The 22446-nt window shown below is 71.5% G+C and carries 22 protein-coding genes and 1 tRNA gene; 8 read left to right on the forward strand and 15 right to left on the reverse strand.

Annotation, left to right across the window (positions count from 1 at the left end):
* Positions 1-299 precede the first annotated feature (299 nt).
* Positions 300-2456, forward strand: coding sequence for a methyl-accepting chemotaxis protein (locus MFF64_RS07815; protein ID WP_238190307.1), 2157 nt, complete (start codon positions 300-302; stop codon positions 2454-2456).
* A gap of 45 nt (positions 2457-2501) precedes the next feature.
* Here MFF64_RS07815 and MFF64_RS07820 read toward each other — a convergent pair whose 3' ends face one another.
* The 3 genes from MFF64_RS07820 to MFF64_RS07830 form a co-directional block, all read right to left on the reverse strand.
* Complete coding sequence (locus tag MFF64_RS07820; RefSeq protein ID WP_238190309.1) at positions 2502-3560, reverse strand: alpha/beta hydrolase; 1059 nt, start codon at positions 3558-3560, stop codon at positions 2502-2504.
* Positions 3561-3626: 66 nt separating this feature from the next.
* On the reverse strand, positions 3627-3848 hold the full coding sequence (locus tag MFF64_RS38140) for a helix-turn-helix domain-containing protein (protein ID WP_342352965.1): 222 nt from the start codon (positions 3846-3848) through the stop codon (positions 3627-3629).
* 225 nt (positions 3849-4073) lie between these two features.
* Positions 4074-4165 (reverse strand) — tRNA-Ser (locus MFF64_RS07830).
* A gap of 141 nt (positions 4166-4306) precedes the next feature.
* Between MFF64_RS07830 and MFF64_RS07835 the strand changes: the two genes are divergently transcribed.
* From MFF64_RS07835 to MFF64_RS07850, 4 genes are all read left to right on the forward strand, one after another.
* Positions 4307-5206 (forward strand): polysaccharide deacetylase family protein, encoded by a 900-nt coding sequence (locus MFF64_RS07835; protein ID WP_099905451.1) that lies wholly within the window; start codon positions 4307-4309, stop codon positions 5204-5206.
* 65 nt (positions 5207-5271) lie between these two features.
* Positions 5272-5511: a hypothetical protein gene (locus MFF64_RS07840; RefSeq protein ID WP_309296445.1), complete on the forward strand. Its 240-nt coding sequence runs from the start codon at positions 5272-5274 to the stop codon at positions 5509-5511.
* Positions 5508-6506: a CobW family GTP-binding protein gene (locus MFF64_RS07845; RefSeq protein ID WP_238190312.1), complete on the forward strand. Its 999-nt coding sequence runs from the start codon at positions 5508-5510 to the stop codon at positions 6504-6506. The genes MFF64_RS07840 and MFF64_RS07845 overlap by 4 nt, the downstream gene beginning before the upstream one ends.
* Positions 6507-6568: 62 nt before the next feature.
* Complete coding sequence (locus tag MFF64_RS07850; protein ID WP_238190313.1) at positions 6569-6892, forward strand: hypothetical protein; 324 nt, start codon at positions 6569-6571, stop codon at positions 6890-6892.
* A 26-nt stretch (positions 6893-6918) separates the two neighbouring features.
* Here MFF64_RS07850 and MFF64_RS07855 read toward each other — a convergent pair whose 3' ends face one another.
* From MFF64_RS07855 to MFF64_RS07880, 6 genes are all read right to left on the reverse strand, one after another.
* Positions 6919-7896 carry an alpha/beta hydrolase gene (locus MFF64_RS07855; protein WP_238190316.1) on the reverse strand — a complete coding sequence of 326 codons (978 nt, stop codon included), beginning with the start codon at positions 7894-7896 and terminating at the stop codon, positions 6919-6921.
* A gap of 65 nt (positions 7897-7961) precedes the next feature.
* Positions 7962-9173: an acyl-CoA dehydrogenase family protein gene (locus tag MFF64_RS07860; protein WP_238190318.1), complete on the reverse strand. Its 1212-nt coding sequence runs from the start codon at positions 9171-9173 to the stop codon at positions 7962-7964.
* A gap of 155 nt (positions 9174-9328) precedes the next feature.
* On the reverse strand, positions 9329-9823 hold the full coding sequence (locus MFF64_RS07865) for a hypothetical protein (RefSeq protein ID WP_099903644.1): 495 nt from the start codon (positions 9821-9823) through the stop codon (positions 9329-9331).
* Positions 9824-9852: 29 nt separating this feature from the next.
* Positions 9853-11661 (reverse strand): PQQ-dependent dehydrogenase, methanol/ethanol family, encoded by a 1809-nt coding sequence (locus MFF64_RS07870; protein WP_099903642.1) that lies wholly within the window; start codon positions 11659-11661, stop codon positions 9853-9855.
* 209 nt (positions 11662-11870) lie between these two features.
* The gene (locus tag MFF64_RS07875; protein WP_238190320.1) at positions 11871-12431 is read right to left on the reverse strand and encodes a QcrA and Rieske domain-containing protein; all 561 of its coding nucleotides are present in this window, start codon (positions 12429-12431) and stop codon (positions 11871-11873) included.
* 191 nt (positions 12432-12622) lie between these two features.
* Entirely contained in the window at positions 12623-13198 is a 576-nt protein-coding gene (locus MFF64_RS07880; protein WP_165795825.1) for an SCO family protein, read from the reverse strand.
* Between the two features lie 301 nt (positions 13199-13499).
* Between MFF64_RS07880 and MFF64_RS07885 the strand changes: the two genes are divergently transcribed.
* Complete coding sequence (locus tag MFF64_RS07885) at positions 13500-13994, forward strand: cupin domain-containing protein (RefSeq protein ID WP_238190322.1); 495 nt, start codon at positions 13500-13502, stop codon at positions 13992-13994.
* A 210-nt stretch (positions 13995-14204) separates the two neighbouring features.
* Here MFF64_RS07885 and MFF64_RS07890 read toward each other — a convergent pair whose 3' ends face one another.
* The 4 genes from MFF64_RS07890 to hisC all read right to left on the reverse strand — a co-directional run bounded on the left by MFF64_RS07890 (position 14205) and on the right by hisC (position 18307).
* Positions 14205-14930: an SDR family oxidoreductase gene (locus MFF64_RS07890; RefSeq protein ID WP_099906267.1), complete on the reverse strand. Its 726-nt coding sequence runs from the start codon at positions 14928-14930 to the stop codon at positions 14205-14207.
* Between the two features lie 11 nt (positions 14931-14941).
* On the reverse strand, positions 14942-16132 hold the full coding sequence (locus MFF64_RS07895) for a patatin-like phospholipase family protein (protein WP_099906277.1): 1191 nt from the start codon (positions 16130-16132) through the stop codon (positions 14942-14944).
* A gap of 131 nt (positions 16133-16263) precedes the next feature.
* Complete coding sequence (locus tag MFF64_RS07900; RefSeq protein ID WP_099906269.1) at positions 16264-17199, reverse strand: prephenate/arogenate dehydrogenase family protein; 936 nt, start codon at positions 17197-17199, stop codon at positions 16264-16266.
* On the reverse strand, positions 17192-18307 hold the full coding sequence (hisC, locus tag MFF64_RS07905; RefSeq protein WP_099906271.1) for a histidinol-phosphate transaminase: 1116 nt from the start codon (positions 18305-18307) through the stop codon (positions 17192-17194). The genes MFF64_RS07900 and hisC overlap by 8 nt, the downstream gene beginning before the upstream one ends.
* A 254-nt stretch (positions 18308-18561) precedes the next feature.
* Here hisC and MFF64_RS07910 point away from each other — a divergent pair, with 254 nt between their 5' ends.
* Positions 18562-19341 carry a DUF1499 domain-containing protein gene (locus tag MFF64_RS07910; RefSeq protein WP_099906273.1) on the forward strand — a complete coding sequence of 260 codons (780 nt, stop codon included), beginning with the start codon at positions 18562-18564 and terminating at the stop codon, positions 19339-19341.
* 134 nt (positions 19342-19475) lie between these two features.
* Here MFF64_RS07910 and MFF64_RS07915 read toward each other — a convergent pair whose 3' ends face one another.
* Together MFF64_RS07915 and MFF64_RS07920 are read right to left on the reverse strand one after the other, a co-directional pair.
* Positions 19476-20399, reverse strand: coding sequence for an MBL fold metallo-hydrolase (locus MFF64_RS07915; RefSeq protein ID WP_238190324.1), 924 nt, complete (start codon positions 20397-20399; stop codon positions 19476-19478).
* A 388-nt stretch (positions 20400-20787) separates the two neighbouring features.
* A complete protein-coding gene (locus MFF64_RS07920; RefSeq protein ID WP_238190326.1) occupies positions 20788-21792 on the reverse strand; it encodes a DUF2865 domain-containing protein in 1005 nt (334 codons plus the stop codon).
* Positions 21793-22056: 264 nt separating this feature from the next.
* Here MFF64_RS07920 and MFF64_RS07925 point away from each other — a divergent pair, with 264 nt between their 5' ends.
* Positions 22057-22410 (forward strand): CsbD family protein, encoded by a 354-nt coding sequence (locus MFF64_RS07925; RefSeq protein WP_099906846.1) that lies wholly within the window; start codon positions 22057-22059, stop codon positions 22408-22410.
* Positions 22411-22446: the final 36 nt, after the last annotated feature.

A 22446-nucleotide genomic window follows, 5' to 3' on the forward strand; every position in this document is an offset into this window, starting at 1 on the left:
GCTGTCCGCTCCTCGTCGGCGTGAGGCGCGCGACGAAACCGGCCCGACGACATGGGCCATCGGGACGGATTCAGGCTGATCGGCTTCGGTCCTTACGCATGACATAACCGTAAGATCATGATTCCAGCCAAGGCGCTTGAGTAATGGCCGCCAATTGATGTGAGGCCCATCATGTTAGGCCTTTACCGAAAATTATCGCGACCCTGGCTTTGTGGCGATCCAGGGGTGTCCGCCCCGATCCTCAAAGGGTCTTTACAAGGCCCTCAACGGCAAGCAGCGCATCGCGAGCTGGACCCCACATGGTCTCCTTATCCAAGCTGGCCGTCCGGCTGCCCTCGACCATCGTCGGACTCGCGCTCGTCAGCGCGACGGTGATGGGCGGCCTGAGCTGGTACTCCGCCAGGAGCAGCCTGGTCTCGGCCGTCCAGGACAGGCTCGCCCTCGCCGCGACGGCGACCGGCCACGGCATCGCCCTCGTCGCCGATCAGGCCAAGGCCGATTTCGTCGCCGCCGCCGGTCACCCGCAGGTCGCCTCGAACTTCACCGACCTGATCGAGACCCTCGACCCGGCAAAGCCCGATTATGCCGGGATCCTGGCGGCATTCCGGGCGCCGCCGAGCCCGGAAGCGCGGCTCGCCTTCGACGGCACCACCACCAACACGATGTATGGTCGCCGGCATGCCAAGGTGCAGGAAGTGGCCCGCAAGCTCCTGGGCCGGGCCGGCTACGCCGACCTGCTGTTCCTCGATCCCGACGGGCGCATCGTCTACACGGCGACCAAGGGCGACGACTTCGCCGCCTCGGTCGCCGATCCGGCCCTGCGCGAGACCGGCCTCGCCCGGCTATTCGGGCAGATGAAGGGTGCTGCGCCCGACGCGGTCTCGTTCGCGGATTTCGCCGCCTATCCCGTCGGCGGGGCCCCGGCGGCCTTCATCGGCAAGGCGATGAGCCGGCGCGCCAACGTCGCCATGGGCACCGCGCAGGCGGTGGAGCGCGCCGGCTACGTCGTGATGCGGATCACGCCCGCCCTGTTCGACGAGACCCTGGCGCAGCGCGCCGGTCTCGGCGAGACCGGCCAGGCCCTGGTGGTCGGCGCCGACGGGCGCTTGCGCGGCACGCCGCCGCTCTCGGTGGGGATCGCGGCCGGTGCCCTCGCGAGCGATCTCGGCATCGCCCCGGACCAGGTCGCCGCGCCGGCGCCGTTCTCCTACGAGGCTCCCACCGGCCGCCGCATGGCGGTGAGCGCCGCCGTACCGGTGCTCGGCGCCCGCTGGACCATGCTGGCGGAGCAGTCGGAGGCCGAGGCGCTGCGGGCCGTGGACGCCCTGTCGCGGATCCTGGTGCTGATCGGCCTCGCCGTGCTCGTCGGCACCGCGATCCTCGGGCTCCTGATGTCGCGGGCGATCGTGCGTCCCCTCGGCGCCCTCACCGCGGCCCTGACGGCGCTGGCCGCCCGCCGGACGCTCGACGAGGTGCCTGGGCACCGGCGCCGCGACGAGATCGGCGACATCGCCCGGGCCGTCGTGATGATCCGCGACCTCTCCCTCGAGGAGGCGGCGCGGCAGCTGCAGACCACCGAAGCGGCGCGCCTGCGCGAGGAGCAGGCCAGGCGCGGCCTGCTGCGCGACCTCGCCGACCGGTTCGAGGTCTCGGTCGGCGGCATCGTGGCGGCGGTCTCGGGCGCGGCCGAGGGGCTGACCGGGGCCTCCGGCGCCGTGACGCACGCGGTCGAGGGAACCGCGTCCCGCTCGGTCGGCGTCGCGGCCACCGCGCGGCAGACCAGCGGCAATGTCGGCGCCGTCGCGGCGGCGGCCGAGGAACTCGGCGCCACCGTCGCGGAGATCAGCCGTCAGGTCGTGCAGGCCGCCACCATGTCGGCGGAGGCGGTGGCGCAGGCCCGCGACGCCGGCGGCACGATGGCGGACCTCTCCGCCGCCGCCACCCGCATCGGCGACGTCGTCGGCCTCGTCTCGCAGATCGCCGGCCAGACCAATCTGCTCGCCCTCAACGCCACGATCGAGGCGGCGCGGGCCGGCGAGGCCGGCCGTGGCTTCGCGGTGGTCGCCGCGGAGGTGAAGGAGCTGGCCGGCCAGACCGCACGGGCCACCGAGGAGATCGGCCGCCACGTCGCGGCGATCCAGTCCACCAGCCAGGGAGCCGGGGAGGCGATCGCGGGGGTCACCGCGCAGATCGAGGCGATGAGCCAGGTCGCGACCGGCATCGCCTCGGCGATCGAGGAGCAGGGCGCGATGACCCAGGAGATCGTGCGCCAGATGGCCGAGGCGACGGACGGCACCGCCGCGATGACGCGCGACATCGCCGAGGTCGCCGACGCGGCCGGTGCGGCGGGCCGCGCCGCCTCCGACGTGGCGCAGGCCTCCGACGCCCTGACGGACCAGTGCGCCCGCCTGCGCCGGGAGGTCGACGGCTTCCTGGGCAGCGTCCGCGCCGCCTGACAGCCCGGCCAACGGTCGGAAAGAGCGACCGCCGTCCGCGCGCCTTTATCGGCCGAGATGCCGGTCGAAGAACCAGGCGATCTCTTCGAACACCTTCCGGGTCTCGGGCGCGGTGTCGTCGCGGATGTAGTGGGCGTGCGACTGCCCCTCGCCGACCTGCAGATAGGCCTCGACGCCGGCATCGCGCAGCTTGCGGTGCACCCGCACGGTGTTCGACAAGAGGAGGTCGCGCGTGCCTGTGGTCAGGATCGTCGGCGGGAAGCCGTGCATGTCGCCGTAGACCGGCGACAGCATCGGGTCCTTCAGGTCGTGGCCGTTGGCGTAGACCTTGGCCCCATCGTCGCAGAAGCCGTCGGGCGAGACCAGCACGTTGTCGAGCATCGCGTTGGTGACGAAGCTGTCGCCGACCTTGGTGGTGTCCGACATCGGCGTCCCGGGGGCGATCGCCGCGGGAAGCGGCAGCCCCTCCTGCTTGGCGCGCAGCACCATGGCGAGGGTCAGCGCCCCGCCCGCGGAGGTACCGAAGACCGCCATGTTCTTCGGGTCGGCCATCCTGGTGGCCGCCTTCCACACTGTGATCGCGTCGTCGTGCGCGGCCGGATAGGTCGCTTCCGGCGGCATCCGGTAATCGACCGAGATGACCTTGAAGCGGCCGAACCCGGCCATGAAGATCGCCTCCGGCAGCCCGGCCTCGCCGGGATTGAGCACGTAGCAGCCGCCATGAACGTGGACGAGGAGGCGGTTGCGGTTCTCCGGCGGCATCTCCTCGGGGGTGAGGATGAAGGCCCGCACGCCATCGATCGTGGTGCGCTCGACCTTCACCTTCAGGCGCTCGAGCATGCCGGGCACGAGCTTCGCCAGCGCGGCCGCTCCGGCCTCGGCGACGGGCTTCCACGCCTCTCCGGTCTTCGGCTGGATGTTCCAGTTGGAGCGCAGAGGCGCGCCGATGATCTTCGCCATCTGCGGGCTGACGTCGCTCGGCACCGGCACGCTCTTTGCCGGCACCTGCAGCGGCGGTGCCTCTTGCGCGGCCACGGACGTGACGGCGACGAGGCCCGCCAGGGCGCCGGTCCAGCCGCCGAAGCGGCGCGGACGATCGATCATGGGCATGTGTCCTCCCGGCCGCTGTCTCTGCGCCATCTCGTGCGGTGCTCCGCGGCTGGGAGGAGTTTAGGGCGGGCAGGTCTGCTGGCAAACCGGCGTCGCGATGGTGCGGGCCCGCAATCGCGCGCCCAGGCGCGCCTCGCGCTTCCGGACGGTCTGGCTCAGCGCCGGCGGCGACACCCCGAGCTGCGCGGCGACCCGGGTGAAGCTCCGCGCGCGACGGTCACGAAGGCGAGCAGGTCGTTCATGTTCTCCCGCGCCATTCATCATCCCAGAGCATAGGCCCATGTGCACGGGAGCCGGCGCGGCAATCGATCGAGGCGCCCATCCTGCGACAGACCGTGACGGTCCAGCAGATCACGTCAGAGGTGGTGCGGGTTCGTTCCGTGCCCTGCGGGCGACCAGCGTTCGCCGGCGCCCAGGATTGTCCGCCGCGCCGGTTCGCGGGGCAGGCCGGCTTCAGTCACACGCCAACCGCTTGCGAAACAACGCTATTTTCCGGGCTGGGGTAAGTGGCGGAGACGGAGGGATTCGAACCCTCGAAGCCCCTTTCGGGGCTTGCTCATTTAGCAAACGAGTGCCTTCAGCCGCTCGGCCACGTCTCCAGTGGCCAACGCTCTAGGGAATCGGCGGGGCGCGGTCAACCGGTTTCGTCGCGCTTGGGGCAGCGCGCCGGGCCTTCTCCGCCGCTTGACCGCGGAGCGCCGTCCGCTGTCAGATGGGACCGGGCAGGCGGGGAGGCCGGCGTGACCAAAGAGATCTTCGTGTCCTACGGCGTCGATGTCGACGCGGTGGCGGGCTGGCTCGGGTCGTATGGCGGCGAGGACAGCCCCTGCGACATCTCCCGGGGCGTGTTCGCCGGCAAGGTCGGGGCGCCGCGGCTCCTGCGGATGTTTTCGCGGTGGGGCATCCAGACGACCTGGTTCATCCCCGGCCACTCGATCGAGACCTTTCCCGAGGAGATGAAGGCCGTGGCCGCGGCCGGCCACGAGATCGGGATGCACGGATACAGCCACGAGAACCCGATCGCGATGACGCCCGAGCAGGAGGAGGCGATCTTCGACAAGTGCGTCGGGCTCATCACCGATCTCGCCGGCAAGCCGCCCCGGGGCTACGTCGCGCCCTGGTGGGAGTTCGGGCCGAAGACCAACGAGCTCCTGCAGAAGAAAGGCATCCGCTACGACCACTCGCTGATGCACAACGACCACCATCCCTACTACGTGCGGGTCGGCGAATCCTGGACCAAGATCGACTATTCCCAGCATCCCTCGACCTGGATGCGGCCGTTCGAGCACGGCACCGAGACCCGCCTGATCGAGATCCCGGCGTCCTGGAACCTCGACGACCTGCCGCCGATGATGTTCGTCAAGGCGGCGCCCAACAGCCACGGCTTCGTCAACCCGCGCGACATCGAGCAGATGTGGCGCGACCAGTTCGACTGGGTCTACGCCAATTACGACTACGCCGTCTTCCCGATCACCATCCATCCGGACGTGTCGGGCAAGCCGCACGTGCTGCAGATGCACGAGCGCCTGTTCCAGCACTTCAAGTCCCACGAGGGCGTGCGCTTCGTGACGATGGAGACGATCGCCGAGGATTTCTCGCGCCGCTTCCCGTTCGAGGGCACGGCGCGGCCGCAATCCTGATCAGGGCCTGCCCGATGTGCGGCCTGTGCGGCGCCTTCGGGGCGCCCGACCATTGGAGCGACGGCGTGAGCAGCGGCACGCCGCAGGCCCAGAGGCGGGCTCGGGCCTCCGCCGCCAACCGGATCCTCGGCCTCTACGGCCTGCGGCTCGCCGCCTGGGCCGACCGCTACACGCTGTCGGGCCGCACCGGGCGCAGCGCCGTGGTCGATCATCTCGGGGCGCTGTGGCCGGCGGCGGAGCGCCTCGCCGGGCGCCCCTGCGACCCCCTCGATCCGGCGATCATCGCCGCCCTCGAGGCGCGGTGACCCCCGTCACCCTGCTCACCGGCTTCCTCGGCGCCGGCAAGACCGCGCTTCTCGCCCGCCTGCTGCGCTGGCCGGCCCTGCGCGACACCGCGGTGCTGATCAACGAGTTCGGCGAGGTCGGGCTCGACCACCTGCTGGTCGAGCCGCTCGAGGGCGAGGTGGCACTCCTGCGCGGCGGCTGCGTCTGCTGCACCATCCGCGGCGACCTGAAGGCGGCGCTGATCGACCTGCACGACCGCCGCCGACGCGGCCTGGTGCCGGATTTTCGCCGGGTGGTGATCGAGACCACCGGCCTCGCCGATCCAGGGCCGGCGGTCGCCACCCTGGTGGCCGATCCGATGCTGCGCCACGCCTTCACGGTGGGCGCGATCGTTACGGTGGTCGATGCGGTGAACGGCGCCCGCACCCTCGACAGCCACGAGGAGGCGGTGCGGCAGGCGGCCTGCGCCGACCGGCTGGTCCTGTCGAAGACCGACCTGGCGGAGGCCGCCGTGACAGCGGCCTTGCGGTCGCGGCTCGCGGCCCTCAACCCGATGGCGCCGCTCACCGACCTCACCCTCGACGACGAACCGGAAGCCGCGCTCCTCACCGACGACCCGACCGGTGAGCCGAGCGCCCGGCGCTGGCTCTGCGCCGAGGTCCCGGCGACGCTGCACGGCCCGGTCGGCGCGGTGCTGATCGAGAGCGGGCCGGTCGACTGGACCCGGTTCGGGCTCTGGCTCGGCATGCTGCTCAACCGGCACGGCGCGCGGATCCTGCGCCTCAAGGGCCTGGTCGCGGTCGAGGGCGTCGACACGCCGGTGGTGATCCAGGGCGTGCAGCACCTCGTGCATCCGCCCCGGCACCTCCCCGCTTGGCCCGACGGCGCCGCCCGCACCCGCCTCGTGCTGATCGGTCACGACCTCGACGCCGACCTCCTGCGTCGCTCCTACGGCGCCTTCACCGGCGCCGCGGCCGTCACGGGCGCACCCGACGCCATGGCAGCCGATCGTTAACCCTGCGGGTCCTACATCTCCGCTCTGTCCGGCAGATGGGAGGGTGGGGCGTGAACGCACTGGTGCCGAAGGAACTCGCTGCGAAGCTGAGCGCCCTGCCGCGCCGCCCCTGCGCGCTGGGCGAGGCCGGGCACGAGCCGCATAAACCCGTCTTCGCCGAGATCCTCGACCGGTCCGGCCACGGCACCGGTCATTTCGTCCGCCTGCCGCAGAGCATGGTGGAGATGATCACCCGCGAGGCGCGCGGGCCCGAGCCGGTGCGCGAGCCGGAGCCGGCGCCCATGGACGAAGCGGCCGCCGCGAAGCCGCGCCGAAAGCCCACGGCCAACTCCGATACGACAACCGCCGAAAAACCCGCCAAGCGCCGCTCCCGCAAGGAGGCCTGACCCCCTGCGGCGCCGGGAGCGCCCCGTCAGCGCGCGCCGCGCCCACCTTCGGGACCGCCCAAGCTCCAGCGCTCCAGCAGGGCCTCGGCCACGAAGCTCAACACCGTCGCGGAGGTCCGCACCAGGCGGCTCATGGTCAGGATGCCGTGGGTCTGGTCGGAGAGGTGCAGGGCGGTGACCGGCACGCCTTCGCGCTCGAGGCGGTGGGCATAGAGGCGGGCTTCCTCGCAGAGCGGGTCGTGGCCGCAGGTCAGCACCAGGGCGGGCGCCGTACCGGCGAGGCTCGCGGCACGGGCCGGCGAGGCGCGCCAGTCGGTGCGGTCGCGCGGATCGGGCGCGTAATGATCGACGAAGTAGCGCATCGTGCCGGCGGTGAGGGGCTGGCCCTCGGTGATGCGCTCGAAGCCCTCGCTCGTCAGCCCGAGATCGACGGAGGGGTAGAGCAGCACCTGCATCGCCGTCCGCGGCAGGGTGCCGTCGCGGCCCATCAAGGCCAGCACCGCCGCGAGGTTGCCGCCGGCGCTGTCGCCGCCGACCGCGAGACGGTTCGGATCGACGCTCAATCCCTCCGCCCGCTCGGCCACGAAGGTCAGCGCCGCGGCCGCGTCCTCGACGGCGGCCGGGAACGGATGCTCGGGGGCGAGGCGGTAATCGACCGCGATCACGCACCCTCGCGTCAGGTTGGCCAGCCGCCGGCAGACCCAGTCGTGCGACTCGATGTTGCCGAGCACCCAGCCGCCGCCATGCAGGTAGAGGAGGCAGGGCAGCGCCGCGTCCGGCGCCGTGCCCTCGCCGCGGTAGAGCCGGAGCGGCACCGGCCCGGCGGGGGAGGGCGCGGCGAGGTCGCGGATCTGCGCCACCGGGTCCGGCGGCGGCTGCAGGGCCCGGCGCCCGGCCAGGTAGCCGCGCCGCGCCGCCTCGGGCGGCAACGCCTCGAGGGGCTGCGCGTTGGCGGCGCGCAGCATCGCCAGCAGGGCCTGAACGTCGGGATGGAGGGCGGGCATCGGCGGCTCGAACGGGGTTTTAAGGGAGGAAGACCCTTAGCAGGTCTCCGCCCGGACCGTCCCGCTCAGGCCTCCGCGGTCGGCCAGGCGAAGAAGCCGCGTCCCTCGGACTCGAGGTGGCGGTTCAGCACCATGCGATGGACCTCGTCGGCGCCGTCGACCAGGCGCGCCTGGCGGGCGTAGCGGTAGATCCACTCCAGCACCGTGTCCTTGGAATAGCCGCGGGCGCCGTTGATCTGGATGCCGATATCCGCCGCCCGGTGCAGGGTGTTGGCGACGTGAACCTTCGCCATCGACACCTCTTTCCGGGCGAAGCGGCCCTGGTCGAGCTCCCAGGCGGCGCGCATCACCAGCAGGCGGCCGATCTCGATGTCCATGGCCAGCCCACCGAGCATCAGCTGCACGCTCTCGCGGTCGGCGAGCCGCACGCCGAAGCCCTCGCGCTTGGCCGCATACTCTTGCGCGATCTCGACGCAGCGGCCGGCGAGCCCGAGCCAGCGCATGCAATGGGTGAGGCGGGCGGGTCCGAGGCGAACCTGCGTCACCTTCAGGCCCTTGCCCTCTCCGCCGAGCACGTCATCGGGCGCGATCTGGAGCCCGTCGAAGGCGAGCTCGCAATGGCCGCCATGCTCCTCCGGCCCCATGATCGGGATTCGGCGGACGATCTCCCAGCCCGGCTGATCGCGGTGGAACAGGAAGGCGGTGAGCCCGTAGCGCGGATCGTCCGAGGTGCGGGCGATCAGGATGAAGTGGGCGGCGTCCTCGGCGCCGGTGATGTACCACTTGCGCCCGGTGATCCGCCAGGAGCCGTCCGGCTGGCGCTCGGCCCGGGTGCGGATCATCGACGGGTCGGAGCCGCCGCCGGGATGCGGCTCGGTCATCGCGAAGGCCGAGCGCACGGCACCCGAGACGATCGGCTCCAGCCAGCGCGCCTTCTGCTCGGGCGTGCCAAGCGCCTCCAGCACCATCATGTTGCCGTCGTCGGGGGCGGCGGAATTGAACACCACGGGCCCGAAGATCGAGCGGTTCATCTCGGTGTAGCAGGCTGCCATTCCGACCTTGCCGAGGCCCTGGCCGCCAGTCTCGGGCTTGAGCTGCAGGCACCACAGGCCGGCCGCCTTCGCCTTGGCGCGCAGGGCCGCGAGGGCTTCCGGCCCGATATTCTCGTGCTCGTCCCAGGTGCCGCGGTCGGCCTCGACGGGCAGGATCTCGCTCTCGACGAAGGCCGCGATGCGGGCGCGGAACTCCTCGATGCGCGGGGAGAGCGTGAAGTCCATGGGCCGAATCCTCCGGGTGGCGGAACTATATTTCCATACGCTTGCGCCGCCCGGAGGCCCGCGGTCAAGCGCGGACCGGCTTCCCATCGACCCGGATCACTCGTCCTCGATCACTTGCCCCCGGATCACTTGCCCCCGGATCACTTGCCCCTGGATCACTTGCCCTTCGGCGGTCCGGTCGGAACCAGGAGGGCGATGCGGTAGGTGCCGCCCTCGCGGCCGATCAGGAACACGTTCGTGGGGGCGCCGTCACCTTCCACCGGCGCCTCGTCGAACACCACCCGAAGCCGCTCGGTCACCGGCATGTTCGCCTTCAGGGTGCCGCGCGATGTGGCCTCCGCCAAGCCATCCTCCGGCATCGGCTCCAGGGCCGCCGCCTTGATCGGCCGGCCGAAGCCGGAACGGATCTGGTAGAGCGTCAGCCGCTTGCGCTGCGCCCTTGTGCCGGTCCAGTTCACCAGCCGCTCGAAGGCGGCGATGTCGTGGTCGCGGATGGCCGTCGTCACGTAGGCGACGAGCGCCTCGGGCTGCGAGGGGAGGGCGGTGGCGGAACTGACGGTCGCTCCCTCGGACGGGACCTGAGCGCCCGCCGGCCCCGCGACAAGGCCGGCGGCGAGCGCCAGGGCGGCGAGACGCGGCCCCGGCCTCATCGAACGGCGGCCCCTCACGCGACGAGCGGTCACTTGGCCGCCGCCTCCTCGCCCATGACCCGGAACACCCAGATCACCCCACCCTGCGGCAGGACGCTGACGCGGCGCTCCTCGGGGATCAGGGCGTTGATGCCGGTCAGCATGCGCTCGGCATCGACGCCCCAGCCGGCCTGGACCGCGACGTACTGGATGCCGTCGACCATGTAGCTCGAGGGCACGCCGGTGACGCCGGAATTGAGCCTTGTCTCCCACAGGACCTTGCCGGTGGTGCCGTCCAGCGCCCGGAACTTCCGGTCGCTGGTGCCGCCGGCGAAGATCAGCCCGCTGCCGGTGGTGAGCAGCGGCCCCCAGTTCGCTGAATCCGGGAAGTCGTGCTGCCAGACGCGCTTGCCGGTCTTCGGATCCCAGGCCTGGATCGCCCCGATGGCGAAGGGCTTCGACTTGTCGACGCCCTCGCGCAGGCGCAGCGAGTTCAGCACCTCGTCGATCGGGATGCCGATATAGAGCTCGCCGGGCTTGCGCGTGCCGGCCTGGGCGCCCGCCAGCTCCGAGCACAGGTTGTCGTTGGAGGGGATGTAGAACAGCCCGGTCTTCGGGTTGTAGGCCTCCGGCGGCCAGTCCTTGCCGCCCCACAGGCCGGGGCAGAAGGCGGCGCGGCGGTTGATGCCCGGGATCTTGGACTGGTCGTACGAGGGCCGGCCGGTCTTCGGGTCGAGGGACGAGAAGACGTTCTGGTAGACGAACGGCTTGCCGTCGACGAAGCTCAAAGGCCCGTCCTTGCTGCGCTCCAGGGTCCAGAGATAGCCGTTGCGGCCGGCATGAATCGCGGCGGGGATCTTCTTGCCGTCGCGCTCGATGTCGATCAGCACGGGCGCCGAGACCTCGTCCCAGTCCCAGGCGTCGTTCCAGTGATACTGGTGGTGGCCCTTGATCTTGCCGCTGTCGAGATCGAGGGCGACGACCGACGAGGTGTAGAGGTTGTCGCCGGGCCGGGAATCCGGCGTCCAGGGGCCGCCATTGCCGGTGCCGAAATAGGCGAGGTTCGCGGCGGGGTCGTAGCTGCCCTGGATCCAGACCGAGCCGCCGCCGGTCTTCCAGGTGTCGCCCTTCCAGGTATCGGCCGCCGGGTCGCCGGGGCCGGCCACCGTGTAGGTCTTCCAGGCCTCGTTGCCGGTCTCGGCGTCGAGTGCCGTGATGAAGCCGCGCACGCCGTACTCGCCGCCGGAGACGCCGACGACGACCTTGCCCTTCGCCACCAGCGGCGAGAGCGTCATGTAGTAGCCGTCCTGCCAGGGGGCGACGCACTTCTCCCACTTCACCTTGCCGGTGGTGGCGCCGAGCGCGACCACGCAGGAATCGGTGGTGGTCATGTAGACGCTGTCGCCGTAGAGCCCGACGCCGCGATTGGTCGGGTGGAGCTGGGACAGCTCCGGCGGCAGCTCCTTCTGGTAGCGCCACAGGATCTCGCCGGTGCGGGCGTTGATCGCCATCACCTGCGCCTGGGGGGTCGTCACGAACATCACGCCGTTGTTGACGATCGGCGGAGCCTGGTGGCCCTCGCTCACGCCGGTCGACAGGCTCCAGGCCGGGACGAGCTTGGTGACGTTCTTCGCGGTGATCTGGTCGAGGGGCGAGTAGCCCCAGCTCTGGTAGTTGCCGCGGTACTGCAGCCAGTTCTCGGGCTCGGGATTGGCGAGACGCTGGTCGGTGACCGGCTTGTAGTCGACTTGCTTGTTGTCGGCTTGGCCGGCCTGGGCCGAAGCGGCGGACAGCGCGAGGGCCACGGCGCCGGGGGCGACCGCGGCGAGCCAGCCCCTGGCTCGAACGAGACGTGACATGCTGCTCTCCTCAACCAAGGGGCCGGCGCGAGCCGGCCCGGCGTTTCCCGGAACCCTGATGTGCTCGTTGTCCGGATCCGCGTCGTTGCTGCGCGGGTCTCGGTTCCCCTCCATAAGCAGCGCGGCAGCGCTGCCGTATTCCTTGAGGGCGGCGCGGCAGCGCTGCCGCACGTCGCCTAGGGCGGTGCGTGGGCACCGCCCCGTTCCGCTCAGCCGGGGCCAGGCCCCGGCTTGCCGAGGAAGCCGCCGGCGACCATCAGCGTGCCCCCTTCACCCTTGGCGAGCGGCAGCACCGGCAGGCGCTTGCGCGCCGGCCCCTTGGCCACCCGGCCTCCCTCGGCGGGCAGGAACTCGGAATGGTGGCAGAAGCAGCTCAGGCGGCGGGTCTCGTGGCTCCAGCCGGAGATGGTGCAGCCCTGGTGGGTGCAGATGGCCGAGAGCGCCAGGACGCCGTCGACCGCGTGGGCGCGCTGCTCCTCGGCGATCTGGTCGGGTGCGACCCGCACCAGGATGATCTTGGCGAAGCGGGAGCCCTCGCGCCTGACCCCCTGGGGATCGACCGCCACTGCCTCGACGAGGTCGCCGCCGACCGCGAGGCCGTCGAGCGTCACGGGCTGCCCTGCCTTCGCACCGTCGCCGAGCACCAGCCGGTCGCCCTTCTGCGGCAACAAATCCTCCGGCCCAGCCCAGGCGCCACCCCCCGCCGCGCAGCAGGCCACGGCTCCCATCACCACGCTGCGCCGGTCGAGCCCATGCTCGAACCTTTGCACGCGCCGTTCTCCGCGATCCATCGTTCCTCCCGGCGGAATTGTTTTTGTTCTTATGATTTTCTATATGAGTAGCCGAGAACGCTGACGCGTCAACCCGCTTCGTGCCGATTCACGGGTTCCTGATGTTTCGTGTTCTTGGTGCGATGCGAAGAGAAACTGTGCGATGCAGCGCGTTCGCGGCGGGCAGGATTTCAGCGGGAGAGCGCGTTCCGCAGGCTCTCGGCCAGATCGTCCGGCGCGATCGTGACCGGAAGCCGCGCCATCAACGTCCCCGACGGACCAACGAGGAAGAACTCGATCGGATGGTCGACGACGCCGTCGTGGCGCCGGATCGGCGCCGCGTAGGCGGCGGCGAGGCCGTCGATGACGGCGACCGGGCCCGTCACCGCCATGATGGCGGGGTGGAATGTGTCGAGATAGGCTGCGAGCACGCCCGGGCCGTCGCGCTCCGGATCGGCGGCGACCAGCACCGGCATCAGCCGGGCGAGCAGTGCGGGCGGCAATTCGTCGAGGGCCTGCGTCAACGTCATCAGGGCGGTCGGGCACAGGTCGGGACAGCGCGTGTAGCCGAAATAGACCAGGCGCAGCCTGCCGGCGAAGCGGGCCTCGTCCACGGCCACCCCGGTCTGGTCGACGAGGCCGCGCCCGGCGGGCCAGGCCAGGGAGCCCGCTCCGGCGGGTGACAGGAGTGCCGCGCTGCCGCACAGGAGGGCCGCCAGTGCCAGTTCCCGGCCGAGGCGCCGCAACCGTGACGAGACCGCACCCATCCTGAAAACCTCACGCCGCACTGCGATGTAAGCGTGTCCGCCGGCAATAGCCAACGGGCGGCGACGATGATCCCCGCATCTCGCAGGCTTTTGACGAGCGACCGCGCGCTGTCGCCCCCCATCCTGGATGATCGGCATGTCCCGCCAGCTTCCCTTAACCTTCCGCCACGGGTGCCGCTTCATCCCGGCACATTCGAGGTTTCGCCGCAGCCCTCCATTAACGGCGCCCGGTTTGTATGTCCTCGTCAGCGAACAGGTTGCGACGGCCGGCACGCATCGCCGCAAGGGGGACGTCATGGGAATGATCAAGCAGCTCATCACCTCGTCCGGGCCGCTCCTGGCTTACCTGGGCGTCGTGCCGCTGCTGCGGATGGTCCCGTTCCTGACCCGCGAGCCGCCTCCGCTCCTCGATGGGCCGCTGCAGCAGACGGTCGATTTTCCGATGGTGCAGCCCCCGGCCGACACCTACCTGCCGCCGTTCTCGACGATCCTGTCGGGAAACCCGGCCCAGACCGCGACCTACATCCACCGCAGCCCGGACGGCCTGTTCGCCGCCGGCATCTGGACCTGCCGGGTCGGCAAGTTCCGCATCGACTTCGACCGGGACGAGTTCATCCAGATCCTCGAAGGCGTGGTGACCGTCACCGATGCCGAGGGCTCGTCCCGCACCTACCGGGCCGGCGACGCCTTCGTGACGCCGAAGGGCTTCTCCGGCACCTGGGACGTGATCGAGCCGATCAAGAAGCACTTCACCTGGTACGGGGCGGGGGAGGCGGGAGGCTTTTCCGCCGTATAGAACGGTCGGGCGGGGGAGGGACCGCTTGCCCGCATCTTGATGCCAGAACCTGTTTGGCCTGCTCGACGATATCGACGTCCTCTTGTCAGTCCGGGCTCCGCTGCGCGGCCCCGGACTGACGCGGAGAGCACGAAATTGTCGCGAGCCGATCGGGGCCCCGGGGTGAGTCGACGATCTGTCGAGCCGGCCGAAGCGCGTTCGACCGAAACCCTACAGATCGAAGTTCGTCGGCAGCATCACCACGTCGCGGATGGTCATGCCGCGCGGGCGCGTCAGCATGAACATCACCACGTTCGCCACCTCCTCGGGCTCAAGCAGGCTGCCGGATGCGCGGGCCTCCGCCAGCTTCTCGGGCGGCCAATCGGCCAGCAGGGCGGTGACGACCGGGCCGGGGGAGATCGCGCCGACGCGGATGCCGTGCTTGAACACCTGCCGCCGCACCGTCTGGACGAAGCAGTTGATCGCCCATTTCGACGAGGCGTAGACCGGCTCCCACGGCGTCGGGTAGTGCGCGGCGAGCGAACTCGTCACGATGATGTCGCCGGAGCCGCGCTCGATCATGTGCGGCAGCACGTCGTGCACGTTCTTCATCACGACGTTGACGTTGAGGGTCAGCATCCGGTCGATCGCCGCCGATTCGGCCTCGACGAGGTCGCCGCCGACGTAGCTGCCGGCATTGGCGTGCAGGATGTCGAGGCGGCCGGCCGCCTCCAGGATCCGCGGCAGCAGGCCGGCGCAGGCGGCCGGATCGAGGAGATCGAGCGCGAGCGGGATCGCCGCGCCGTGCTTGGCGCACAGGCCGGCGAGCGCCGCCTCGTCGCGGTCGACCAGCACCACGCGGGCGCCTGCTGCCAGCATCGCCTCGGCGCTGGCAAGCCCGATCCCCGAGGCCGCGCCGGTGACCGCCGCGACCTTGCCGTCGAGTTCACCCGCCACGGCAGCTCTCTCTATCGCAGGGCCAGCGCGGGCACCGCCGGCTCGCCCTCGCGCGGCAGGTTCGTCTGCCAGATCGTGCCGCTGCGCCCCTTCTCGTAGCCGTCGTCGTAGAGGCGGCGCATATAGGCGGTGTCGAACCCTTGAGAGGCCGGGACCTCGGGGATGCGCCGGTCTATATAGGTGAGATTGAAGCCCATGCCGTTGCGGCGGGCGAAGGCGTAGGTGCTGGCCAGCGTCGCCCGGGAGCGGGAGCGGCCGACGGTCGAGAGCGAGCGGACCGCGATCGGCAGGGTGCCGTTCTGCACCACGTCGAAGCTCGGCTCGATGCGGCCGTTGATGACGACGTAGATGTTGGGCTTGCCGCGGCTCGCGGCGATGCGCCCGTCCTGGGTCAGGAAGGCCTCGGGCAGGGTGAAGACCGGGGTCACCACCGAGCCGTCGACATGCATCTCCTGGAAGGCGTGGTTGCCGGCCTGGGCGTCGATCAGCATCGGCGGAAAGACCGCCGGCACGCTGGCCGAGGCGGTGAGCACGTCGCGGAACAGGGTGGCCGCGTTGGGCTGGCCGCTCGCCGCGATGGCGCCCATGTCCCAGATCACGGCGCGCTGCGAATCGAGGTTGGTGGTGACGACGAGGAGCCGCCGGCCCTTGCGGTGCTCCTCGGCCACCGCCGCCAGCAGGTCGGGCGTGACGTAGCGCCCGACGAGGTCGCGCAGGCGCGCATCGCCGAACAGCCCGTCGCCGATCAGCACGTTGAGAGGGTTGGGCGAGCGCACCAGGGTCGCGGCCTCGCCGCTGGTGTAGATCTCGCGCAGCTGCCCGTCATAGGCGGGGCCCAGGAAGGCGAAGGGCGCGATCAGCGCACCGGTCGAGACGCCGGACACCATGGTGAAGGTGGGTCGCCGGCCGGTCTCGCTCCAGCCGTTGAGAACGCCGGCACCGTAGGCCCCGTCGCCGCCGCCGCCCGAGAGGGCGAGATAGCTGAACGGCTCGCGCGACGCCTTCACCTGGTCGGCGACCGCCGCGAAGCTGCGAGCCGGGCCGTCGGCCCAGAAGCGGACGTCGGGGGCCTGCCCCGGCACGGTGGCGGTGGCGGCCTCCGCGGCCGTGTAGGGCGTGCGCGGCAGCGACGCGCAGGCGGCGGCCTGCGCTCCGATCAGGGCCACCGCGAGGCCGCGCATCCAGGTCGATCGATGGGGCACGATCATCACACCACGAGTTTCGCCGAGTCGCGAGTTTCACGAAGCCGCCTCGCCGGGGATTATCCGACGAAGACGACGAAACGGCAACGCTTATGGCAAAGCTTGAGACGCGGAAGGGTTCCGCCCCAGGCTCACTCCGCCGCCTTGGGCCCGCCGGCGCGGCGGCCGAAATCCGGCTCGGCGGTCTCCTGGCCCATGGCGACGATGCCGCGGCGGATCGCCCGGGTGCGGGTGAACAAGGCGTGCAGGGCTTCGCCGTCATCCCACCGGATGGCGCGGGCGAGCGCCGCCAGGTCCTCGTTGAAGCGGCCCAGCATCTCCAGCACCGCCTCCTTGTTGGTGAGGAAGATGTCGCGCCACATCGTCGGGTCGGAGGCGGCGATGCGGGTGAAATCGCGAAAGCCGCCGGCCGAGAACTTGATCACCTCGGACTGTGTCACGGTCTCGAGGTCGGCGGCGGTACCGACGATGTTGTAGGCGATGAGGTGCGGCACGTGGCTGGTGATCGCCAGCACGAGATCGTGATGGGCCGGCGTCATGGTCTCGACGACCGAGCCCAGGCCCTCCCAGAACGCCCGCACCCGCGCCAAAGCCGCCGGGTCCGTGCCCTCGGGCGGGGTCAGGATGCACCAGCGGCCGTGGAACAGGCTGGCGAAACCCGCATCCGGTCCCGAATGCTCGGTACCGGCGACCGGATGGGCGGGCACGAAGCTCACGCCCTCCGGCAGGTGCGGCTCGGCGGCCACCACCACCGCGGCCTTGACCGAACCGACATCGGACAGGATGGCGCCGGGCGCGAGCGACCCGGCGATCTCGGCGGCCACCGCCCCGATGGCGCCGACGGGCACGCACAGCACCACGAGGTCCGCCCCCGCGACACCCGCCGCGAGGTCGGTCGTCGCCTCGTCGGCGATGCCGAGTGCCCGCACCCGTTCGATCACGCCGGCGTCGCGATCGACCGCCACGATCGTCTCGGCGAGCCCGGCCGCCCGGGCGCCGCGGGCGATCGAGGAGCCGATCAGCCCGAGGCCGACGAGGGCGAGGCGCCGGAACGGAGCCTCAGCCACGCGGAGAGCCCTTCACGAAATCGGTCAGCGCCGCCACCACGGCCTCGTTGGCTTCGGCCGTGCCGATCGTCATGCGCAGCGCGTTCGGCAGGCCGTAGGCGCCGACCCGGCGCAGGATCAGCCCGCGGGCGGTGAGATACGCGTCGGCGTCGGCAGCGGTACGGCCGGCCGCTTCGGGGAAGTGGATCAGCACGAAGTTGCCGACGCTCGGCGTGACGGTGAGGCCGAGACCTTCGAGCGCCTTCGTGACCTTCGGCAGCCACGCGTCGTTGTGGGCCACCGCCTTCGCGATGTGGGCGTCGTCCGCCATGGCGGCGGCACCCGCGGCAATCGCCGCGGCGCCGAGGTTGAACGGGCCGCGGATGCGGTTGACGGCGTCGGCGATGGCGGCCGGCGCCACCATCCAGCCGATGCGGAGTGCCGCCAGCCCGTACACCTTCGAGAAGGTGCGGGTCATCACAACGTTCTCGGACTCGGCCACAAGCTCCAGGCCCGCGGCGTAGTCGTTGCGCCGGACGTACTCGGCATAGGCCGCGTCGAGCACCAGCAGCGTGGTCTTCGGCAGGCCGGCATGGAGGCGGCGCACCTCGTCGAAGGGCAGGTAGGTGCCGGTCGGGTTGTTGGGATTGGCGAGGTAGACGATGCGGGTCTTGTCCGTCACTGCCGCCAGCAGCGCGTCGACGTCGGTGGTGTGGTCGCGCTCCGGCGCCACCACCGGCGTGCCGCCCGCCGCCAGGATCGCGATGCGGTACACGAGGAAGCCGTACTGCGAGTACAGCCCCTCGTCGCCCGGGCCCATATAGGCGTAGGTGAGGAGCGACAGCAGCTCGTCCGAGCCGGCGCCGCAGACGATGCGCTCGGGGTCGAGACCGTATTTCTGCGCGATGGCCTGGCGGAGCTTCGTGGCAGCGCCGTCCGGGTAGAGTTCGAGATGCGCCGCCGTCTCCTGCATCGCCGCGATGGCCGCCGGGCTCGGGCCCATCGGCGTCTCGTTCGAGGAGAGCTTGTGCAGCTTCACGCCCGCCGGTGCCGCGCTCTTGCCCGGCACGTAGGCCTCGATCTCGAGGACGCCGGGACGCGGGACGGGGCGAAGGGCGGCGGTAGACATGAGCGAACCTGGGGTCAGCGTCGGAACAACGTCTCGCCGTCTAGAGCAAGTCGCGGGCTTTGGGAAACGGCGTGCACCGCGCGGGAGCCCTGCATCGCGCATGGCTGCGATTCGCCGGTGTGCCGCGGGACCGCCCGGTAGCGCGGGCGGGCGCGGGGCGGTACACCGGGCTTTCCAAGGTCGCCCGTCCCGGCGCGGCCCTCGCCCCGCCGGATCATGCAGCCGACCCGTCACGTTCCAAGTCCTCCCGGTCCATGCGCCGCCTGATCGTCGAGGAACCCGTCACCCGGGCGGCGCCCTGGGCCCTGCGCCTCGCCTGGCTCTCCCTCGCGGTGGTCGGCCTCGCGCTCCTGCTCGTGCGCGACCCGCGGGCCGAGACCGAGGCGGCCCTGGCAGCCCTCGGCTCCGGGGTCGGGCTGGCGGTGCTGGCGGTGCTCCTCGCCGTCGCGGCCTTCGTGCGGATCTGGCGCGAGGGCGCGCGGGGTCTCGGCGTCGCGGTCGGCGGTCTCCTGCTCGCGGCCGTGGTCCTGGCCTATCCGGCCTACATGGCGGCCCGCGGCGTGATGCTGCCGCCGCTCACCGACGTCTCGACCGATGTCGAGAGCCCGCCGGCCTTCTCGCGCTCCCGCGCCGCCTGGGAGGCCCGCGGCGGGCGGCTGCCGCGCGATTCCGGTCCCGCCGCCCGGGCCCTGCAGCGCGAGGCCTACCCGCAGATCGCCCCACTGACCCTCGATCTCGGGCCCGACGAGGCCTTCGCGCTCGCGATGAAGGCGGCGCAGAACCGCAAGTGGCAGGTGGTGGAATCCTACAAGCCCGGCGGCCGGGCCGGGAACGGCCGCATCGAGGCGGTGGTGCGCTCGCGCCTGCTCGGCCTGCCCTACGACGTCACGGTGCGGCTGCACCCGCGGGCCGACGGCACCCGCATCGACGTGCGCTCCGCCACCCGCTTCGGCGACCGGGATTTCGGCCAGAACGCGGATCACATCCGGGCGTATCTGGATGAGATCGGGAATCTGGCGCTGGCGGTGAAGTAAGGCGGGGTTCTGATTGCCCTGCTCGCCTCTCTCTCAACAGTTTTGAGTACACTCTTTGTCATTCCGGGCCTCGCTGCATAGCCCCGGAATCACACGGCAGGTGTCAATTCTGATCGAGCAGCTCAAACAGGCTCTCAGCCCGGCCGATACTCCGCGTCGAGTGCCGGCAGCCCATCCGTCACCACCCGCCCGCGCTCCACCAGATCCTCCAGATGGGCGAAGACCGAGAGCGCCGCCGCCGGTCGCAGCTTCGGGTCGAGGCCGGAATAGAGCGCGGCGACGAGGCCCGGGATGGTGCGCTCGCCGGCGGTCAGCCGCTCCAGGATTCCGGTCTCGCGGGCGCGGCGGTGGCTCAGGAGTCCGCGCACGAAGCGCTGCGGCTCGCGCACCGGACCGCCATGGCCGGGCCAGTACACATTCTCGGACCGGCCACGCAGCTTGTCGAGGGAGGCCATGTAGGCGCCCATCGACCCGTCCGGCGGCGCCACGATGCTGGTCGACCACGCCATGACGTGATCGCCGGAGAACAGGGCCTCCTCCTCCGGGAGCGAGAAGGCGAGGTGGTTCATGGTGTGGCCGGGAGTGGCCAAGGCCGTGAGGGTCCATCCCGGGCCTGAGACGCTCTCGCCCTCGGTCAGCTGGCGGTCCGGCCGGTGGTCGGCATCGCCCGCCGCATCGAGTCGCCCCTGCTCAGGCCCGCGCACTGCGCGGGCCGGACGGTGCGGGCCGCAGCCGACGATCGGGGCGCCGGTCGCGGCAGCGAGCGGGCGCGCGCCGGGCGAGTGGTCGCGATGGGTGTGGGTGACGAGGATCGCCTCGACCCTTTCGCCGTCCAGGGCAGCGAGAAGGGCCGCCCGGTGCTCCGGGTGGTCGGGGCCGGGATCGATCACCGCCACGCGGCCATGCCCGACGAGGTAGGTGCAGGTGCCGCTCTGGGTGAAGGGTCCGGCATTCGGGCAGACCAGCCGCCGGATCAGCGGTGACACCGCCTCGATCCGGCAGCTCGCCGGGGCCTCGCGCAGGAAGGTGGGCGCCTCGGGCGCCTCGGACTCGCTCACCGGACGGCCTCCTGGCGCGGCGTTGACGACGCGTCCGGGTTAGCCGCCGCGCTCCCCCCTGTCGAGGGGCCGGTCCGGGCCGCTTGCCCGCCGCCGGTTTTGCCGGTGCCGGCTCGGCGTCAGCCGGCCATCCACGCCCAACACAGCAGGCCTGCGAAGAACAGGCCGGAACTCACGAAAACGGCCGCGACTTCGCGGTACGGCAACAGACGATTCTCGAGCGCGGGCGACATGGCGGACGACGATGTGGGAGGGAGCCGGGCGGGGGCCTCGGCGGAGTCAGTTTCGTCACGGCCTCCTGTGAATCGCAAGCGCCGCGACTGCGTATTCCCGCGGAAGACGGCCCCTGTCTCCGGCCCGCAACAGAATCCTGCCTTACCTGAGCGGATCAGCGATACGGGGAGGGCTCGACGATCCGCACCGGGCCGGCGCTCGCGTCGCTGACGATCTCGGCGAAGCCCGCGACGCCGGCGGCGTAGCGCAGTCGGCCGAACCCGCCCCGGTTCTCGCTGGCGGCCAGCGAGCGGCGGAACTCCACCCGCGCCCGCTCCAGGCGGGTGACGTCGAGGGCGCGGTCGAGTTCGCGCCGCTCAGCGGGGGAGAGCATCGCGGCGCGGCGGAAATCGACGAAGCGGGCCTCCCCGCTCCGGCCGCGACCGGCGAAGACCTGGGCCCCCGCCCCGCCCGCCACCGCGTCGCCGGGCCGGAGGGTCGCGTCGCGCAGGAGAAGCCGGGCATAGCCGCCCGCGCCCGGGCTGCACGAGCAGCTCTGGACCCGCCGGCTCCGATAGGCGAAGGCGGCCGCGAGGCTGCGATAGGGCTGGCCGTTCCGGCTCACGGCCTGATCGAGCTCCTCGCCGGCCCGCACCGTGTAGAGGGCGGTCTCCGCCCCTGGGCAGGCTGCCGCGCAGGCCTGCTCATGGGCGGTCGCTGCGTCCCCTTTCCCGAGATTCGCCAGCGGGAACATGTAGCCGTCGCAGGTGCGCACGCAGATGGTGCGGGCATGGCTCCCGGCGCGGTCGTGACGACCCGCGGCGGGGACCGGTTCGCGGGCCTGGTCGAGAGAGGCGGGCTTCGGTGCGGCGGCCCGCGGGCGCGGCGCCGGATCGGCCCATCGCGAACGCTCGACCGCGGCGTTGGTCGGCCGGCTCGTCCAGCGCACCCGCCGCTCGCGCAAGGACGCTTCCGGCCGTGGCGCCCGCGCCGGCAGGCCGAGGCTGCGCGGCACGTCGCCGAGCAGGAAATCGAGCACGCCGGCATCGTCCGCGGCATGCACCAGGGTGGTGCCGGCGCCTACGCCCCCGATGCCGAGCAGCGCGCCGAGCGCCACCGTGCGGACGAAGGCGCGTGTCCGGGCGCCACCGGACGCGGTCGGGATCGAGGGGAAGTTCACGGGATGCCTCACCGAAGGTTAAGGCCAATTAACGGTACGTCCCGGACCCCTGCAACTGCGGAAAAGCGCTGAGTTAACAAATTCATGACCCGACGCCGCCGACGCGGCGATCCGGCGTCCCGCTGCCCTGGGGTGGGCGCCTCTCGCGCCGCGATCGGGCGGCTGAGAACCGGTTCGCGGGCCGGGAAGCCGTTTTCGCCCGCGGCGCGTTGAAGGGTAGAGCGGCGGTCGCGCGCGGACCGCCCGCCATGAAGGAGAGACGCGATGGAATCCGAGCGGATCATCGGCGCCGGCCAGGAGCTCGGCGGCAAGGTGCAGCAGCGGTTCGGCGAGTGGACGGGCGATGCCGGCACCCGGGCGCAGGGCGTCGCCGACCAGGCGGCGGGGGCTGCCCGCAACGTCTACGGCCAGGCCAAGGATCAGGTGAGGGATGCGGTGCGCGGCCTCGCCGACGCCGCGCCGGATTCTCTCGACCAGGCCCGCGAGACCGGGCGCCACTATTACCGGCGCGCCGACCGGGCGGTGGCCCGGCAGGTCGGCGACCGGCACCTCGCGGCTTTGCTGGTGGCGGGCGCGGTCGGCTACGTGTTCGGCTGGCTGATCCACAGCCGCCACTGAGGACGGAACGGGAAGCGCCCGCGGGATCGGCCGCGG

It is taken from the genome of Methylobacterium frigidaeris, assembly GCF_022179185.1.
GTDB lineage: Bacteria > Pseudomonadota > Alphaproteobacteria > Rhizobiales > Beijerinckiaceae > Methylobacterium > Methylobacterium frigidaeris.

What these genes read in the sequence shown, in the direction of transcription:
- MFF64_RS07815 (WP_238190307.1), top strand. Translation starts at nt 300, where the DNA reads ATGGTCTCCTTATCCAAGCTGGCCGTCCGGCTGCCCTCGACCATCGTC.
- MFF64_RS07820 (WP_238190309.1), bottom strand. Translation starts at nt 3,560, where the DNA reads ATGATCGATCGTCCGCGCCGCTTCGGCGGCTGGACCGGCGCCCTGGCG.
- MFF64_RS38140 (WP_342352965.1), bottom strand. Translation starts at nt 3,848, where the DNA reads ATGGGCCTATGCTCTGGGATGATGAATGGCGCGGGAGAACATGAACGA.
- MFF64_RS07855 (WP_238190316.1), bottom strand. Translation starts at nt 7,896, where the DNA reads ATGCCCGCCCTCCATCCCGACGTTCAGGCCCTGCTGGCGATGCTGCGC.
- MFF64_RS07860 (WP_238190318.1), bottom strand. Translation starts at nt 9,173, where the DNA reads ATGGACTTCACGCTCTCCCCGCGCATCGAGGAGTTCCGCGCCCGCATC.
- MFF64_RS07865 (WP_099903644.1), bottom strand. Translation starts at nt 9,823, where the DNA reads ATGAGGCCGGGGCCGCGTCTCGCCGCCCTGGCGCTCGCCGCCGGCCTT.
- MFF64_RS07870 (WP_099903642.1), bottom strand. Translation starts at nt 11,661, where the DNA reads ATGTCACGTCTCGTTCGAGCCAGGGGCTGGCTCGCCGCGGTCGCCCCC.
- MFF64_RS07880 (WP_165795825.1), bottom strand. Translation starts at nt 13,198, where the DNA reads ATGGGTGCGGTCTCGTCACGGTTGCGGCGCCTCGGCCGGGAACTGGCA.
- MFF64_RS07885 (WP_238190322.1), top strand. Translation starts at nt 13,500, where the DNA reads ATGATCAAGCAGCTCATCACCTCGTCCGGGCCGCTCCTGGCTTACCTG.
- hisC (WP_099906271.1), bottom strand. Translation starts at nt 18,307, where the DNA reads ATGTCTACCGCCGCCCTTCGCCCCGTCCCGCGTCCCGGCGTCCTCGAG.
- MFF64_RS07910 (WP_099906273.1), top strand. Translation starts at nt 18,562, where the DNA reads ATGCGCCGCCTGATCGTCGAGGAACCCGTCACCCGGGCGGCGCCCTGG.
- MFF64_RS07925 (WP_099906846.1), top strand. Translation starts at nt 22,057, where the DNA reads ATGGAATCCGAGCGGATCATCGGCGCCGGCCAGGAGCTCGGCGGCAAG.